Origin of the sequence: Collinsella aerofaciens (assembly GCF_015548375.1) — a bacterium.
Lineage (GTDB): Bacteria > Actinomycetota > Coriobacteriia > Coriobacteriales > Coriobacteriaceae > Collinsella > Collinsella aerofaciens_AB.
Genome location: NZ_JADMWW010000015.1, coordinates 48,563 through 65,542 on the forward strand (window position 1 = coordinate 48,563; position 16,980 = coordinate 65,542).

Sequence of the window (16,980 nt, forward strand, 5' to 3'; positions counted from 1 at the left end):
GAAATTGGGTAAGATGGAGGAGAAGATGCATGGATGTTGAGATCCATCCCAACGCTAAAAAGCACCTGACGGAAGGGGTCGATGATGGGCAAGACGTATACGGCCGCTAATGGTCAGGTTGTAACGGATGAAATGATTGACGCGTGGTGCGAGTCGTACGAGCGCGGAGAGTTTCCGGATGGCGAACACACCGTTGGTGGGATCGTGCGTGGACGGCCCCCGCTCTCAGGTGAGGGGACGGCAACGCTGTCGGTCAAGATTCCTCTGGGAATGAAGGAGGCCATTCGTCGACGGGCGGCTGCCGAGGGGATGACGCCAAGTGAGTTTGCCCGTGCGGCTCTGAGTGAAAAACTTCTTGCTGCCGGCTGATGCCTCTGACGTGCCGATTTATAGAACCGAGGCTGTGCTCAAAAACTTTTTTAAAATTCTCGGTTGACCGGAACGCGTCCTTGGTTATACTAATCAAGCCTTGAAACAAGGCACACCTCAAATGGCTGGGTAGCTCAGTTGGTAGAGCAGAGGACTGAAAATCCTCGTGTCAGGGGTTCGATTCCCTTCCCCGCCACCTTGAATTGACTAGGACCTCTGCAAAGGGGTCCTTTTCTTTTATACAGCCTCCACATGGAATCGAACCCCGTGAGGGCGCGGAGCTGAGTAAACGCGTAAGCGTTTGCCAGCGCAGCTCGCAAGGCGCGTAAGCGCCACAGCGGTCCGTCCGCGCGGCGCGCGGACGCGATTCCCTTCCCCGCCACCTTGAATTGACTAGGACCTCTGCAAAGGGGTCCTTTTCTTTTATTGAGGGCTCTGCGGAAATTGCGTCCCGGAATTTGGCTTCAGAGTGGGATGCGCTTTCCGCTTTGAGGCCGCTTGGGAAAGCGCGACCCGGAATCCGGCGTCAGAATGGGATGTGCTTTCCTTTTGCGGTCTTTGGCGGAAACTGCGTCCCAGATCCCGCGCTCAGAACGGGATGCATTTTCCGGTTGAGGCCTCGAACGGAAAATGCATCCCAGTCTTTTGCGAAAAACGGGATGCGCTTTCCGGCCGCCTACTTCCGGCGCATATGTACATCTCATCGCGCCATCTCGGGCCCGCCCAGACATTCCTCCCGCTTTTGCGCCACTTTACAGACCGTTCGGTCGTCTGTCCGCACGCGCGGGTATACTCAAAACGATACTTTTCCTATGCAATACGATGCAGGCTCGGCCTGCACGATCCGAAGGGGGCAGTGATGGAGAGGATACTCGGCGTTAATCTCTCTGGCTGGTTTATTCCCGAGCCTTGGGTGACCCCGTCGCTGTATGCGGCGACCGGTGCATCCAACGCAGCCGAGCTGCAGGAGGCCATGGGCACCGCCGCCTATAACGAGCGCATGCGCCGTCATTACGAGACGTTTGTGAGCGAGGATGATTTCCGTCGCATGGCGCAGATCGGCCTCAACGCCGTGCGCCTGCCGGTGCCTTGGTATGCCTTTGGCTCACAGGAGTCCGATGCCTCCTACATCTCGGTTGTCGATTACATCGACCGCGCGATTGAGTGGGCTGCCAAGTACAACATTCGCGTGCTGCTTGACCTGGCGACTGTGCCCGGTGGCCAGGGCGATTCCAACGATTCGCCCGCCACGCCGGAGGCTGTTGCCGAGTGGCATTCGTCCACTAACGGCCGCCATGTCGCACTTGACGTGCTCGAGCGCTTGGCCGAGCGTTACGGCGAGGCCGAGAGCCTGCTGGGCATTGAGCTGCTGGATACGCCGCAGATGAGTGTCCGTAAGAGCCTCTTCACCATGACGGATGGCATTCCTGCTCACTACCTGCGCAATTTCTATCGCGATGCTTACGAGCTCGTCCGTTCGTATATGCCCGAGGATAAGATCGTCGTTTTCTCGTCGTCGGGGCATCCCAGCGAGTGGAAGCATTTTATGCGCGGCGCCAAGTACAAGAACGTCTACATGGACCTTCACCTGTACCATTACCGCGACGAGCATGCGCTCGACATCACGAGCCCCCGCGGGCTGACGACGGCGATTTCGCGTAACAAGCGCGAGCTTAAAGAAGCGATTTCAACTGGGTTCCCCGTGCTGGTGGGCGAATGGTCGGGCGCGGCGATTTTTGCCAACTCGTCGGTTACGCCCGAGGGCCGCAATGCCTACGAGCGCGTGTTTATCGCCAATCAGCTGGCTTCGTTTGCGCCGGCTGCCGGTTGGTTCTTCCAAACGTGGAAGACCGAGAAGCGCATTGCAGCATGGGACGCCCGCGCGGCGCTCGGTACGCTCGAGCGTGGCATGATTGAATAGGTTGATATGACGCAAAACAGCGCCCATACGGGCAAACTCTATGTGGTCGGCACGCCCATCGGCAACTTGGGCGACCTGTCCCCGCGCGTTGGCGAGGCCTTTGCCGCCGCCGATGTCATCTGCTGCGAAGACACGCGTGTGACGTCAAAGCTGCTGATGCACCTGGGCATTTCCAAGCCGCTTGTCCGTTGCGACGAGAATGTGATCGCCAGCCGCGCCGCCGGCCTGGTCGACCGTCTGCTGGCGGGGGAGACCCTCGCCTTTGCCTCGGACGCCGGCATGCCGAGCGTGTCCGATCCCGGCCAGGCGCTGGTCGAGGCGGCACGTGAGGCCGATGTGCCCGTCGAAGTTATTCCCGGGCCCTCCGCTTGCGTCACGGCGCTCGTTTCGTCCGGCATTCCCTGTGAGCATTTTTTCTTTGAGGGCTTTTTGGGCCGAAAGCACGGCGACCGCGTGCGTCGTTTGCAGCGCCTTGCCGTGGTTCCCGGCGCACTCATCTTCTACGAGTCTCCACATCGCATCGTGGCGACGCTCGAGGCCGTGGCAGAGGTTTTTCCCCAGCGTGAGGTTGCCGTCTGCCGCGAGCTCACCAAGCTGCACGAGGAAGTCTTGCGCGGGCCCGCTGCCCAGCTTGCTGAGGAGCTGCGTGCTCGCGGCGAGGTAAAGGGCGAGATTGCGCTGGTCATCGCGCCGCCGAGCGAGGATGAGGAGGCCGGTATCGTGCCGGTTGGCGCCGCGGCAGCGGATCCCGACGAGGCCCTGCGCGAGGATATCCGCGCCGCGCTCGAGGAGGGGGAGCCCGCGTCTGCGGTGGCCAAGCGCCTGTCTCAGAAGTATTCGCGCCGCAAGCGCGATGTCTATGCCATGGTGCTCGATATGCAATAGATGGAGGATATCCAGCCCTTGCGCTAGAATCATCCTCTGTATGCAACGTTTTTCTGGAGGACAAACCCCATGGATCAAAGCAAGCCTTCGTTCTTTATCACGACGCCCATCTACTACGTCAACGCCGATCCGCACCTGGGCACGGCTTATTCCACCATCATCGCCGACGTTCAGGCCCGTTATCGTCGCTCCGCCGGCTATAACGTCAAGTTCCTGACCGGCATGGACGAGCACGGCGAGAAGGTCGCCGAGGCCGCAGCCAAGCATGGCATGACGCCGCAGGAGTGGACCGACAGCCAGGCCCCGCACTTCAAGGAGCTTTGGAGCAAGCTCGAGATTTCCAACGACGACTTCATCCGCACCACCGAGCCGCGCCAGCATCATGCCGTGCAGTACCTGTGGGAGCGCATGAAGGAGTCCGGTTACCTGTATAAGGGCAGCTACGACGGCTGGTATTGCGTGCCTGATGAGACCTACTTCACCGATACACAGGTCCAGAAGGGCGACGAGGAGTACGGCAGCGTCGGCCAGCACCTGTGCCCCGACTGCCACCGTCCGCTTGAGCGCGTGCAGGAGGAGTCCTACTTCTTTAAGCTTTCCGCCTTCCAGGACAAGCTGCTCAAGCTCTATGACGAGCACCCCGACTTTGTCGAGCCTGCGTTCCGCATGAACGAGGTTCGCAGCTTTGTCGAGGGCGGCCTTAACGACCTATCCGTGAGCCGCACGAGCTTTGACTGGGGCATTCAGGTCCCGTTTGACGAGGGTCACGTGACCTACGTGTGGTTCGATGCGCTGCTCAACTATATGACGGCCGTCGGCTACGGTGTCGACACCGACGAGGCGCGTGCCGAGCTGGCCTATCGCTGGCCCGCGCAGTTCCACATCGTGGGCAAGGACATCATCCGCTTCCACTGCGTCATTTGGCCCGCCATGCTCATGGCCATCGGCGAGGCCCTGCCCGAGCACGTCTTTGCCCACGGCTTCCTGACCGTGCGCAATGCCGAGACCGGCAAGGCCGAGAAGATGTCCAAGAGCCGCGGCAACGCCATCGCTCCGCAGGACGTTATCGACATGCTGGGCGTCGAGGGCTATCGCTACTACTTCATGACCGACGTCGTCCCCGGTACCGACGGTGCCATCAGCTTCGATCGCATGGAGCAGGTCTACAACGCCGACCTGGCCAACAGCTGGGGCAACCTTATCTCGCGTTCGCTCAACATGAGCGGCAAGTACTTTGATGGTTGCGCGCCCGCCAAGCCCGCATCGTTCGATGCGTTCGACAACCCGCTGGCAAAGATCGCCGATGGTCTGGTCGACCGCTACATGGCCAAGATGGACGTGCTCGATTACGGCGGAGCCAAGGACGAGGTCATGGAGCTCATCCATGCCGCCAACCACTACATCGAGGACTCCGAGCCTTGGGCACTTGCCAAGGACGAGGCCAAGGCTGACGAGCTGGCGTTTGTGATCTACAACCTGCTCGAGGCCATCCGCATTGCCGCCCACCTGCTGATGCCGCTCATGCCTCAGACCTCTGCCGAGGCCCTGCGCCGCCTGTCCTGCGAGGACGAGGCCGCGACCGACGACCTCAAGGGCATTTGCGCTTGGGGCCTGCTTGCCGGCGGTCAGCCTGTCGAGAAGGGCGAGCCGCTGTTCCCGCGTCTGGGCTAAGATGCAGCGCGCCATATCGGCAATTTGCTGTTTAGCTGTAAGGGCATGGCCGCCACGGTCCATGCCCTTTTGTTTCAAGACGCCGCCATCATGCTGAGGAGGCAACCATGACAACTTCGCCTTTGGCAAACCCCACGGCCACCAGGGAGCTGCTGGAGGAGTTTGGCCTTGCGACCAAGCATCGCCTGGGCCAGAATTTCCTGATCGACAACCATGTAATTGAGCGCATTTGCGAGCTTGCCGAGCTTGTAGGCGATGAGCGCGTGCTCGAGGTTGGTCCGGGCGTTGGTACGCTCACGCTTGCGCTGTTGCAGGAAGCGGCGTGCGTTACGTCCATTGAGGCCGACCCCGAGCTCGAGCCGGTGCTCGACGCCCACGCCGCCGACTATGCCAACTTCCGCTTTATCATGGGCGACGCGCTCAAGGTGGGCCCGGAGCAGATTGAGCAGGCTGCGGGCGGTGAGCCGACGGTATTTGTCGCGAACCTGCCCTATAACGTGGCGGCGACGATCATCCTGCAGTTCTTCCAGACGATGCCCGCGCTCAAGCGTGCCGTCGTCATGGTGCAAAAGGAGGTTGCCGATCGCATTGCCGCAGTGCCGGGCAACAAGACCTATGGCGGCTATACGGCAAAGCTCGGCCTGTATGCGCAGGTGACGGGTCGCTTTGAGGTGCCGCCGCGTTGCTTTATGCCGGCGCCGCACGTGGACTCGGCCGTCGTGCGTATCGACCGTGTTGACGGCGTGGTGCCCGAGGGGCTCGATCGCGAATTTGTGGCCCGCGTGATTGATGCTGCATTTGCTCAGCGTCGCAAGACCATCCGCAATTCCATGAGCGCCAACGGCTTTGCCAAGGACGTGCTCGATGCTGCCTTTGAGGCTTGCGGTATTGCACCCACCACGCGCGCCGAGACGCTCGATGTTGCCGACTTTGTCCGTCTGGCCCGGGAGCTAATCCATGACGCCTAATGCCGAACGCGTGACGTTTACCAAGAAAAAGAAGACGGTTGCTTGTCCCGTGCCCTTGGCGCCGCTTGCCGACACGCATGCACATCTGCTTTCGTTTTGGGGCAAGGATGTGCCCGAGACGCTCGTGCGCGCCAAAGCCGCGGGCGTCGACCTGTTGGTGACGATGTTCGACCCCATTGCCGACAAGCGCAGCGTGGCGGACTATAGCGACTGGCTGGTGCGCGAGATTCTTCCGATGCAGGATATCCCGCAGATCAAGTATCTTGCCGGCGTGCATCCGTATGGCGCGCCGGACTATACCGACGACGTTCATGCACAGGTCGTTGCGGCACTTGATGACCCCTTATGCGCCGGTATTGGCGAAATCGGCCTGGACTATCACATGGACTATGACGACGATATCGCGCCGGCACCCCATAACGTGCAGATTGATTGCATGGCGCGCCAGCTCGAGCTTGCCGTGCGCCGCAATGTGCCGGTGGAGCTGCACCTGCGTCACGAGGACTCGGATGGGGAGCGCACCTCGCACGTTGATGCGTACAACGTACTGCGCGAGGTGGGTGTGCCCCAGGCTGGTTGTGTGCTGCACTGTTTTGGCGAGGACCGCGCCACGATGGAGCGCTTTGTGGATTTGGGCTGCTATATCGCCTATGGCGGTGCGGCCACCTTTAAGCGCAACGACGATGTGCGCGAGGCATTTGCGGCAACCCCACTCGATCGAATTTTGTTCGAGACGGATTGCCCGTATATGGCTCCGGAGCCCATCCGCGGTCTTGAATGCGAGCCCGCAATGATCTCCATTACGGCAAACACGCTGGTCAACGACCGTGTCGATCGTACCAGCGAGGATGCTGAGGCAATCGCGCGAGCAGCTTGGGAAAATGCCTGCAAACTTTTTCAAAAATAGTTCTTGCGTTCGCGATGGCGCTCCGTTATTCTATTTCCTGCACGCGGGCGTGGCGGAATTGGCAGACGCGTACGGTTCAGGTCCGTATGGGGGCAACCCCATGAAGGTTCAAGTCCTTTCGCCCGCACCATTAAATGAAAGAGCTCCCAGCAATGGGAGCTTTTTTGTTATGGGCCCATCACAGGGACTTGAACCTGTGAAGGAGCGAGCGTAAAGAAAACGCGGAGCGTTTTTAGCAAGCTGGCGAGGACGCCGGCAGGCGGCCGAAGCCGGTGCGGATCCGCGAAGCGGATACGCGGACGTCCTTTCGCCCGCACCATTAAATGAAAGAGCTCCCAGCAATGGGAGCTTTTTTGTTATGGGCCTCTTGTTGATGTCACGTTGCTGCTTCGTGCGGGTATCCTAGTGCCAACGTGTGCCTATCAGAGGAGAGACCATGCTGTTGTCCGGTATCATCGCCGCCCTTACCAGCCTTTTGATTCCCATCATCATTTTGTTGCTGCTGCTTCCTAACGCCTGCTATGTCGTTGAACAACAGCATGCCGTGATCATCGAGCGTCTGGGCAAGTTTAACCGCATCGTCAACGCGGGCTTCCACATGAAGGTGCCCGTGATCGACCGCAAGGCCGCCACGGTGAGTCTGCGCACCATGAAAAACGGTTTTGGCATCGACGTTAAGACCCAGGACAACGTGACCATCGGCCTTGAGGTCTCTGCTCAGTACCACGTGAGCTATGACATGGGCGCCGGCCCGGCAGATTCGGGTATCTACAAGAGCTACTACATGCTGCAGGAGCCCGTCGACCAGATGCGTGACTTCATCACCGACGCCCTGCGCTCTTCGATTCCCGTCTACACACTCGATGAGGTCTTTGCCAAGAAGGATGACATCGCCAAGGATGTCAACGCTACCGTTTCCGAGCAGATGGCCGCCTACGGCTTCACCCTCGTGTCGACGCTCATCACCAAAATCGCACTGCCGACCGAGGTCGAGAACTCCATGAACGACATCAACGCCGCCCAGCGCAAGCGCGCTGCGGCACAGGAGCTCGCTGAGGCAGACCGCATCAAGCGCGTCACCGAGGCGACCGCCGAGGCTGAGGCTATGGAAAAGGCGGGTGAGGGCATCGCCAACCAGCGCAAGGCCATCGCGCTGGGTATCAAAGATTCGCTCGAGATCATCCAGGAGACGGGTGTCGGCAATGACGAGGCCAACCAACTGTTCATGTTTACGCAGTGGTCCGAGATGATGACGGAGTTCGCTCGCACGGGTAAAACCTCGACAGTCGTGCTGCCGAGCGACTTTTCGCAGTCGGCCTCTATGTTCGAGCAGATGCTGGCTGCCGGTAAGGTTCAGAACGAGTCAAAGGAGTAGGCACGCGTGAAATACACCGTCGTTTGTGTTGGCAAGCTCAAAGAGCGCTTTTGGAAGGACGCGTGCGCTGAGTACACCAAGCGCCTAGGCGCCTATGCCAAGGTGGATATCCGCGAGGTGGCCGATATTGACCCGGCCAAGGCGGGCGGCGTGGATGCCGCGCGCGACAAGGAGGGGGCGGCGATTCTTGCTGCCTTGCCGTCTCGAGCGCATGTGATCCTGCTGGCTATCGAGGGCAAGGAGCGTTCGAGTGAGGAGCTCTCGGCGAGGCTCGACGATCTTATGCTGCGAGGCAGCAGCGACATCGCCTTTGTGATTGGCGGTTCGGACGGCGTGAGCGATGAGGTGCGCGCCCGCGCCGACGAGATGCTCAGCTTTGGACGCATTACCTTGCCGCATAACTTGGCGCGCGTGGTGCTGCTGGAGCAAATCTACCGCGCCTGCAAGATCAGCCGTGGCGAGCCGTATCACAAATAGGTCGGCAATACGAAACAATGGCGTGGGACAATAGCTTTCGTTTTGAAGAGCGTGTCTGAGAGGACTATGAGATATGAAGATTGGATTTGTCGGTTTTGGCAATATGGCGAGCGCTATGGCCGATGGCTGGATCGCTGCCGGTGTAGCTGCGAGCGACATGTGCGCCTGCGCGGGTCGCTACGACGCACTGGTTGAGCGCTGCGAGGCGCGCGGCATGGTCGCCTGCCACGATGCCGCCGAGGTTGTCGCCGCATCCGATATCGTGGTCGCTGCGGTCAAACCGTACATGATCGAGAAGGTATTCGCCCCGCTCAAGGATGCTCTTGCCAAAAAGGTCGTTCTGTCGGTTGCCTGGACCTGGGACAGTGCCAAGTGGGAGCAGGTCCTGCCGGGCGTCGCGCATATCTCGACGGTGCCCAACACACCGGTTTCGGTGGGCGAGGGCGTCATCGCTTGCGAGAAGGCTTCCACGCTTAGTGATGAGCAGAGCGCCGTGGTGCTTGATCTGCTTGGCAAACTCGGTGCGGTGGTCGAGCTCGATACGAGCCTGCTGTTTGTGGGCGGCACGGTGGGTGGTTGCGCTCCGGCATTTGTCGCCATGGCAATCGAGGCCCTGGGCGATGCGGCGGTCAAGCACGGTATCCCGCGTGCCGATGCCTATCACATTGTGAGCCAGATGGTGCTAGGTACGGCAAAGCTGCAGCTTGCAACTGGCCAGCATCCTGCGGCGATGAAGGATGCCGTATGCTCGCCCGGTGGTGCCACCATCAAGGGCGTCGTTGCGCTCGAGGACGCTGGCATGCGCAGCGCCCTGGTCAAGGCAATCGACGCAACTCTCCAGTAAAACCGACCAAAAAAAGGACGGGTTTATTTTTGGCAGATATTTTCTGCGGTTTTGTCCTTTTAGCGAAAAGCGCCCCGCAACTGGCTCAATTCCAGTTGCGGGGCGCTTGCGTTTGCCCAGATAAAACAGACCAAAATAAACCTGTCCCTTTTTGGCAGGTTAGTCCCAGAAGCTGTCTTCCTCATCCTCGGACTTGGGTCCGCGGTCGACGTACATCTTATGGGTACGCTTCTCCATTACAAAGGCAAGAATCGCAAATAACAGGATGCCGCCGGCGAAAAGGATGGCAAAACCGGTGCGGGTGCCAAACAAAAAGGAAAAAACTGCGTCCATTGGGTGCCTTCTTGCGTAGTTGAGTTGGGTCGTAAACGCTCATAAGTATATACTTGCCCATACATGTACAAGGTTGCAACCTAAATGGAATGTATATCGCCGGAGGATCTAATGCTTGATATCAAGTTTGTTCGCGAGAACCCCGATGCCATCGATGTCGCCATGGCTAACCGCCAGACGTCTTGGGATCGCGAGAAGTTCTTTGAGCTCGACGACGAGCGCCGTGCCGTCATCACCGAGGTCGAGGAGCTCCAGGCTACGCGCAACGCCGAGTCCAAGAAGATCGGCGCCCTGATGAAGGAGGGCAAGAAGGACGAGGCCGAGGCCGCCAAGGAGGCCGTGCGCGCCGTCAACGAGAAGATTGACGGTCTGGCCGAGCGCCGTACTGCTCTCGAGCAGGAGCAGTACGACTTCATGGCTCACCTGCCCAACATTCCTTGCGAGGCCACGCCGTACGGCAAGGACGAGGACGAGAATATTGAGCGCCGTCGTTGGGGCACCCCGCGCGAGTTCGACTTCGACTTTAAGCCGCATTGGGATCTGGGCACCGATCTGGACATCCTCGACTTCGAGCGCGGCAACAAGCTCTCCGGCAGCCGTTTTACCGTTCTCGGTGGCGCCGGCGCCCGCCTGGAGCGCGCCCTCATCAACTTCTTCCTCGATACGCACACCAGCCGTGGTTTTAAGGAGTGGTGGCCGCCCATCGTCGTCAAGCGTCAGACCATGTTTGGCACGGGTCAGCTGCCCAAGTTCGAGGACGACGCCTACCACGTCTCGGGCGACAACTTCCTGATCCCCACCGCCGAGGTCGTGCTCACCAACCTGCACGCCGGCGAGGTCCTCGACGCCGACACCCTGCCGCGCCGCTACACCGCCTTCACCCCCTGCTTCCGCGAGGAGGCCGGTTCCGCCGGTCGCGACACCCGCGGCATCATCCGTCAGCACGAGTTCGACAAGGTCGAGATGGTCAAGTTCGCTAAGCCGGAGGAGTCCGACGAGGAGCTCGAGAGCATGACCGCCGAGGCCGAGTACCTGCTGCAGCAGCTGGGCCTTCCGTATCGCGTGATTAGCCTGTGCACCGGCGACTTGGGCTTCTCTGCCCGTCAGACCTACGACGTCGAGGTCTGGCTGCCGAGCTACAACGCCTACAAGGAGATCAGCTCCTGCTCCAACTGCGGCGACTTCCAGGCCCGCCGCGCCAACATCAAGTACCGCGACCCCGAGAACTTCAAGGGTTCGCGCTACCTGCACACGCTCAACGGTTCCGGCCTGCCGGCCGGCCGCACCATGGCCGCCATTCTGGAGAACTACCAGAACGCCGACGGCACCATCACGATTCCCGAGGTCCTGCGTCCTTACATGGGTGGTCTCGAGAAGATCGAGCCGGTCGCGTAAGTTGGCTGCATAGGGGATATGCAAGGGCGCTCCTTCGGGGGCGCCCTATTTCGTGCGCAGGTCCATACCATGCCGTGCGGACAGCTCAATAGAAAACACACGAACAACTGTTCTGTATACAGCCATCTACCTGCTATGCTTTTGCTAAATAAGAGCGAGAGAAAGGGGACGCGATGGAGCTGTTTGATGATCGGGTGGTTTTGTTTGAGAGCGACGAGGGTGGGGAGTACCTGCTTGTAACGTGTGAGCCGTCTGGCATGGGTGGCCTGGTGGTTCGACAGACGAGTGAGGGTCCGTTGACACAATGGTGTTTTGAGGAGTCGCCGCATGTGGTCGAGACCTTTGTGACGCACGTGGGGCTTGTGGCGCTGGAGCACTTCTATGGAGTTGGGACTTCCAACCAGGTCGCGCGCATGCTGAGCATCTCGTTTGCCGATTATGATTGTGCCCAGCGGGTGAGATCGCTCCTGAGGGAACTTGATGCCAAGTTTGACGTGATCGAAAAGCCAATCGATCGTACGGGGAACGGCGGTATATGCGGAGCAGCATGACAAAACTGCGTTTCACAAAAAAGTTTGAGATTGAGCTTGACTCCAATAAGCTAAAGTGGTTTTATATGTCTTGCGCTGCGGCGTTACCTCAGCTGGATAGAGGGTCTGACTACGAATCAGAACGTCATAGGTTCGAATCCTATACGCCGCACCAATTGAACTTGAAGCCTCCGGCAACGGGGGCTTTTCTTTTATGCCGTCACCGCATGGATTCGAACCTCGGTCGAGGCGCGAGCGTCAAGAAAACGCGAAGCGTTTTTAGCGAGCGGGCGAGGACGCCGGCAGGCGGGCGAAGCCGGTGCGGATCCGCGAAGCGGATGCGCGGAATCCTATACGCCGCACCAATTGAACTTGAAGCCTCCGGCAACGGGGGCTTTTCTTTTATGCCGTCACCGCATGGATTCGAACCTCGGTCGAGGCGCGAGCATCTTAATCATCACTTCGTAAAATTTTTCCAAATTGTCGCTTGACCCATCGAGGGGTCACGTGCATAATAATCCGTGCGTTGCGGCGTTACCTCAGCTGGATAGAGGGTCTGACTACGAATCAGAACGTCATAGGTTCGAATCCTATACGCCGCACCAACTGAACTTTAGAGCCTCCGGTAACGGAGGCTTTTCTTTTATGCCGCCACCGCATGGATTCGAACCTCGGTCGAGGCGCGGGCGTAAAGAAAACGCGGAGCGTTTTTAGCCCGCGGGCGAGCGCGCCGGCAGGCGGGCGAAGCCGGTGCGGATCCGCGCAGCGGATGCGCGGAATCCTATACGCCGCACCATTTGAGATTAAAGCTCCCGGCAACGGGGGCTTTTCTTTTACGTAAGCACTGCATGGATTCGAACCTCGGTCGAGGCGCGGGCGTGAAGCGGACGATTTCTTATCGACTCGTGTAAGATTCCGAGTAGGTATCGCGGCCTATCCGCGACCGCTCCTTCTCTAGACGACCGATCAGGGTGATATTTCGTGGCAGAGCGTCCGACATACAGGCTCAGGTTTCTCGATCCCAAGAAGCGCTTTCCGGCGATGCCCGAGCAGCCTGCGGGACGCTCATATGGCGTGGTCTGGAAACTCTTTGGCGAGGATCAGCTTGAATCTTGTTATGTCGTCGAATTCGTTGGCAAAAGTCATGTGTCGCTTTTGGGCTACGTAAGCGTTTCGGGTGAGGTGTACAAGGTGGACCGCCCCGTCAGCGAGGCTCCGCTGCCCAACGATCCCGACATGGAACTGGTCCTTGACGAGTCGGATTCCAGTATTGGTGAGATTATGGTAAGGGAAGCCAACGGTGCAATGCGCGCGTGTGCGCAAACTGCCGGCTCTCCCGAAGGCCCCATGCGCGAGCAGTCCGACCACGAGACATGGAATTCGACCCGCGCCCTTCCTTACGGCGAGTTCATGGCCTCGATGTTCTTGCGCTACGTGATATTTGCCAACTCCGAAAGCGCTATTGTGAACACGGCGGACGCCGGCGGACTCGACGAGGGTATGCAAAACGTTGTCGACAAGATCAAGCTCGTAAAGTTGCCCGAGCCGGTCGAGGTGTTTTTGGGCTTTAACACGGCACCGCTCCCCGATGCTATCGAGACGCTGCTCTACCGCGTTGACCATGCCGAGAATCCGAGCGGTATCGAGCGCTATGCCGCCGCCCTTATGAGCGAAATTGACTTGCCCCGCCTGCGCACCATCGCTGCCAAGTCCGAGATGAGCCTGGCTCGCATTGATCGCTCAAAGATTTTCTATCTCAATTTTGATCGTAGCCTGTTGGACCAGGACGAGATTGACATGCTGCTTGCCATCGAGTGCCGTCTCAACCGCCTCTCCGGCATCCTTGAGCGCATCGGGGCCGGATTGGTCCCTGCGGCATCCTCGCCGAGTCTTGAGGGCTGCGCGCTCTTTGATGCGTGGCATATCGCCAAGACGACCAACGATGTTCCCCGACTGCTCGATACGGCCTCGAGCGATAACCCGTGGGGCAAACCGGGTACGGTGGCTTGCCGGCCGGGCGGTGAGTGGGATGTGCGTACCCGCTTCGCGCGCATTGTCGAGGCGCTTAACGTGGTCACGCGGCTCGACTATACCTATCGGGCAAACGTTGCCGAGGGGATTATGCTCGTTCGGTTTGGACGCTCTGTCGTTGATGCCATGCCGCAACGTGAATACGACGCTCAAGATGACGCCTGGCGCGAGCTGGACGAGGACACGCGCGCGATCTGGGCCGCGGAGCACGATGCGCGCGTGGCACTCACGCTTGCGGCAGCGTGTTTTGCCGCGGGCACCTGCATCACGCGCTGTTATGTGCAGATTGCTGCTCCCGACAGTGAGCAGGGTGAGCGCGTTGTCGCAACGTATTTCTTTGAGCGCGCGGCCTATCTGGCCGATTGCGTGCCTGTCGCCAAGGATCTTGAGAGCATGGACATGGACGATATGCCGTGCAAGCGTGTGCTTGAGGCGTATGAGTCAACCGCTCCGGAGACGATTGAGCCTGCGGAGGTTCATGCTCGTCCGCGTGATGACCATCGCACGCTGCCGCCGGCGCTGCGCGATCTGCTGCTTGCCGATACGGCTGACGAGTTGGAGGTCATGGAAGAGGACGACGACCCATACGTGGCCCGTGTTGTTGAATTGCGCGAGCAGGCAAAAGTCGACCGTACAGGTGCTTTTGAAGGCTTTTCCCGTCTTGTCGAGGAGTTGGAGGCTAAGTGCGCCGTCGCCGAGCTTTTGGCGACAGGTCCGGTTCAAACGCAGTTTTGCGATAACCAGCTGGTGCGCATGGTGCTACCGGTGTTGGAAGAAGACGACTCTGTGCGGATCCTTCGTGCGCCCGATGCGCTGTACTTTGCCCAGCACGAGATTTGCAGCTTTTACGCCGAGCAAGAGGACTTTGAACGAGCACTGCCCGAGGTGCGCCATCTTTACGATCTGGCGCGCTCGTCCATGCAATCGCACTTTGCGCTCATCAACGTGCTTGCGCGTCTGGAGCGCTTTGACGAGATTATCGAGGTGGCGCGCCACGGCCTACGTATTGCCAGCGATCGTTCTGCAATTGGCTACCTGTTCTACCGCTTGGCGTTTGCCTATTGGAATTGCGATCAGCTCGACCTGGCGCTGGCTTGTTACCGTCTAGTGCCGCGCGGTGAGGAATCGGGCAGCAGCGCGCTGGAAGAAATGCAGGGCCTCATGAACGAGATGGGCGTCAGCGAGCCGCCGACGTTCGAGGAAGCGGTCGAGACCATCCGCACCGCTGGACTTGAGCTGCCGCCAGTGTCCGCCGTGACGAATCAGCTGGCGGATGCCGCCGTGCAACTGGTCGACAACGGCTTCTTTTTCCTTGCACGCGGTTGCATCTTCCAAATGTGGCGCACCATGGGTAACGACGAGCTCGGCTCCCTCAACCGCTCGCTGGGGTAGGGGCGATATAGAGGGGCCGCACCGCGCTATTTGTATCGGCGCGGGCGGGAGGACCCGGCAGGATTGGTAAGGCATAAAGCCGCCGAGCCTGCTAAAACTGTTAAACTCTGCTAAAGTTGCTAAACTTTGTTAAAGTTGTTAAAACTAGCAGAGGAGGGCAGAATGATGAAAGCTGTTAACCCCTTTAAGCCAACGGCGGGCATGAATCCGCCTGAGCTTATCGGACGGGACACTGTTTTGGATGACTTTGCCGAGGCTCTTGAGAATGGTCCTGGTGCCCCCGATCGACTCATGCGCATCTCGGGCGTCCGAGGCACAGGTAAAACGGTGCTCCTTAATGCATTGGGTGACCTTGCACGCAAAAAAGGATTCGAGGTCGTTGACGTTGCCTCCAATGCTGGTTTTTGCAATAGAATCCTCGAGGCTCTGCAGCGAAACGTTCGTCTTGAATCAATCTCGATTTCCCCATCGATTTTAGGGGTCAGCCTTGGCTCCATGGAGATGTCGAAGTCGGCCTCTCATCTGGGCGAGGCGATGTACGATGCTGCGAAGCGCGGTGGTCTGCTCATTACGCTCGACGAGATCCAGGATGCCTCAACTGAGGAAATGCGCGAGCTAGGCAATGAGATGCAGCTCTTGATCCGCCAAGGAGCGAATGTCGCTTTCGCTTTCGCCGGGCTGCCGACATCGGTAGATGGCGTGGTGGTGGATGATACGTTGACGTTCCTTCAGCGAGCCAAACATGTTGAACTTACTCGGCTTTCCGATTTTGAAGTTGGCGGATCGTTTGAGGATACGATGAGACGAGCGGGCAAGGAGCTCGACAAAGGTGCCGCTGAGCTATTAACAAAAGCTTCGGCAGGCTATCCCTTTATGGTCCAGCTGGTCGGATATTACGCTTGGCAGGTTGCTGCGCGCAGTGGGGCGGAGAGCGTGAGCGAAGAGGCGGCTCGTAAGGGTATCCAGGCGGCTCTTGATAGCTTTAATGCTATGGTGATTGCCCCAGCGCTGCGCAGGGTGTCGGAACGGCAGTTTCAGTATCTCGCGGCGATGGCTCAATGCGAGGGCGTCGATATCACCAACGGCGATATCGCCAAGAAGATGGGTTTGTCGGCGAACAAAGTTGGGTCATATCGCAAGCGTCTGATCGATGCGGGGTTGATTGAGCCCGCGGGCTATGGCTGTGTTTCGTTTGCAATTCCGTACATGCGCGATTATCTGTTGGAGACCGTTCGAGAGGACAAATAAAGAATGGGCTGTCCGCGCTGTCGCTGGAGCCGTTCTTGTATCTTTGTCTCAACCTGTAACATCTGGAGGGGATTACGGCCTGCAGATGTTACAGGTTGAGATGATTGACTGAGACGTTTACTGGTAAAAGAGAGGTAAAAGAGGAAACGCCTCAAAATTCCCCTTGCCCAACTTCGGCTGTTTGGTTACTATAGAACGGCTGTTACGGAGAGCTGACCGAGAGGCCGAAGGTGCTCGCCTGCTAAGCGAGTATGCCCCAAAAGGGCATCTGGGGTTCGAATCCCCAGCTCTCCGCCAGTATGACTTTGAAGAAGGGTCCCATTTGGGGCCCTTTTTTATTATCAAGAATGGCAGCTGGGGATTAGAGTCCGAAAGGGCGTGAACATTAGGCAAACACGGGGCGCTTGAAAACGGGGAGACCCAGGCGTGCTCGTGCACCCCGGTGTGGGGTTCCGAGGGGATGGAGTAGAAATATGGTAAAGGTCGGGCTGCGTAAGCCGAATCTAAAGACATCACTCAAGGCAAGAACGACCGGCAGAGCGAAGCGCTGTTAGCGTCGGAATAATTTAGCCAAATATAGTCGGCCGAGATTGACCAATCCCGGCCGACCCATTTTAGCCAACACGCCCGCATC

At 58.9% G+C, this 16,980-nt stretch carries 14 protein-coding genes and 5 tRNA genes; 18 read left to right on the forward strand and 1 reads right to left on the reverse strand.

Annotated elements, in window-relative coordinates:
• Nucleotides 1-84 precede the first annotated feature (84 nt).
• The 11 genes from I1969_RS07405 to proC all read left to right on the forward strand — a co-directional run bounded on the left by I1969_RS07405 (nt 85) and on the right by proC (nt 9,417).
• Entirely contained in the window at nt 85-369 is a 285-nt protein-coding gene (locus I1969_RS07405) for a ribbon-helix-helix domain-containing protein (protein WP_099432624.1), read from the forward strand.
• 123 nt (nt 370-492) lie between these two features.
• A tRNA-Phe gene (locus I1969_RS07410) sits at nt 493-565 on the forward strand.
• A gap of 663 nt (nt 566-1,228) precedes the next feature.
• Nucleotides 1,229-2,290: a glycoside hydrolase family 5 protein gene (locus tag I1969_RS07415; RefSeq protein WP_035136819.1), complete on the forward strand. Its 1,062-nt coding sequence runs from the start codon at nt 1,229-1,231 to the stop codon at nt 2,288-2,290.
• A 6-nt stretch (nt 2,291-2,296) separates the two neighbouring features.
• Nucleotides 2,297-3,175 carry a 16S rRNA (cytidine(1402)-2'-O)-methyltransferase gene (gene rsmI, locus I1969_RS07420; protein WP_035136820.1) on the forward strand — a complete coding sequence of 293 codons (879 nt, stop codon included), beginning with the start codon at nt 2,297-2,299 and terminating at the stop codon, nt 3,173-3,175.
• A gap of 69 nt (nt 3,176-3,244) precedes the next feature.
• A complete protein-coding gene (gene metG, locus I1969_RS07425; RefSeq protein ID WP_195234251.1) occupies nt 3,245-4,846 on the forward strand; it encodes a methionine--tRNA ligase in 1,602 nt (533 codons plus the stop codon).
• 107 nt (nt 4,847-4,953) lie between these two features.
• Nucleotides 4,954-5,814, forward strand: a complete 861-nt coding sequence (gene rsmA / locus I1969_RS07430) for a 16S rRNA (adenine(1518)-N(6)/adenine(1519)-N(6))-dimethyltransferase RsmA (protein ID WP_195234253.1) — start codon at nt 4,954-4,956, stop codon at nt 5,812-5,814.
• Entirely contained in the window at nt 5,804-6,721 is a 918-nt protein-coding gene (locus I1969_RS07435) for a TatD family hydrolase (protein WP_195234255.1), read from the forward strand. The genes rsmA and I1969_RS07435 overlap by 11 nt, the downstream gene beginning before the upstream one ends.
• Before the next feature lie 43 nt (nt 6,722-6,764).
• Nucleotides 6,765-6,851 (forward strand) — tRNA-Leu (locus tag I1969_RS07440).
• Between the two features lie 306 nt (nt 6,852-7,157).
• Complete coding sequence (locus tag I1969_RS07445; protein WP_022094529.1) at nt 7,158-8,096, forward strand: SPFH domain-containing protein; 939 nt, start codon at nt 7,158-7,160, stop codon at nt 8,094-8,096.
• 6 nt (nt 8,097-8,102) lie between these two features.
• Nucleotides 8,103-8,573 (forward strand): 23S rRNA (pseudouridine(1915)-N(3))-methyltransferase RlmH, encoded by a 471-nt coding sequence (rlmH, locus tag I1969_RS07450; protein WP_035136824.1) that lies wholly within the window; start codon nt 8,103-8,105, stop codon nt 8,571-8,573.
• Nucleotides 8,574-8,646: 73 nt separating this feature from the next.
• Complete coding sequence (proC, locus tag I1969_RS07455) at nt 8,647-9,417, forward strand: pyrroline-5-carboxylate reductase (RefSeq protein WP_195234257.1); 771 nt, start codon at nt 8,647-8,649, stop codon at nt 9,415-9,417.
• 159 nt (nt 9,418-9,576) lie between these two features.
• Here proC and I1969_RS07460 read toward each other — a convergent pair whose 3' ends face one another.
• Nucleotides 9,577-9,750 carry a DUF6724 family protein gene (locus tag I1969_RS07460; RefSeq protein WP_006235069.1) on the reverse strand — a complete coding sequence of 58 codons (174 nt, stop codon included), beginning with the start codon at nt 9,748-9,750 and terminating at the stop codon, nt 9,577-9,579.
• 111 nt (nt 9,751-9,861) lie between these two features.
• On the opposite strand from I1969_RS07460, the gene serS reads away from it, so the two are divergent.
• From serS to I1969_RS07495, 7 genes are all read left to right on the forward strand, one after another.
• Nucleotides 9,862-11,145 carry a serine--tRNA ligase gene (serS, locus tag I1969_RS07465; RefSeq protein ID WP_040359108.1) on the forward strand — a complete coding sequence of 428 codons (1,284 nt, stop codon included), beginning with the start codon at nt 9,862-9,864 and terminating at the stop codon, nt 11,143-11,145.
• Between the two features lie 173 nt (nt 11,146-11,318).
• The gene (locus I1969_RS07470) at nt 11,319-11,696 is read left to right on the forward strand and encodes a hypothetical protein (protein ID WP_022094533.1); all 378 of its coding nucleotides are present in this window, start codon (nt 11,319-11,321) and stop codon (nt 11,694-11,696) included.
• A 77-nt stretch (nt 11,697-11,773) separates the two neighbouring features.
• Nucleotides 11,774-11,850 (forward strand) — tRNA-Arg (locus I1969_RS07475).
• Nucleotides 11,851-12,203: 353 nt separating this feature from the next.
• Nucleotides 12,204-12,280: transfer RNA gene (locus tag I1969_RS07480), tRNA-Arg, on the forward strand.
• A 376-nt stretch (nt 12,281-12,656) separates the two neighbouring features.
• Nucleotides 12,657-15,098 carry a tetratricopeptide repeat protein gene (locus I1969_RS07485; RefSeq protein ID WP_195234259.1) on the forward strand — a complete coding sequence of 814 codons (2,442 nt, stop codon included), beginning with the start codon at nt 12,657-12,659 and terminating at the stop codon, nt 15,096-15,098.
• A 162-nt stretch (nt 15,099-15,260) separates the two neighbouring features.
• Complete coding sequence (locus tag I1969_RS07490; protein WP_229028322.1) at nt 15,261-16,346, forward strand: AAA family ATPase; 1,086 nt, start codon at nt 15,261-15,263, stop codon at nt 16,344-16,346.
• 206 nt (nt 16,347-16,552) lie between these two features.
• Nucleotides 16,553-16,643, forward strand: a tRNA-Ser gene (locus I1969_RS07495).
• Nucleotides 16,644-16,980: the final 337 nt, after the last annotated feature.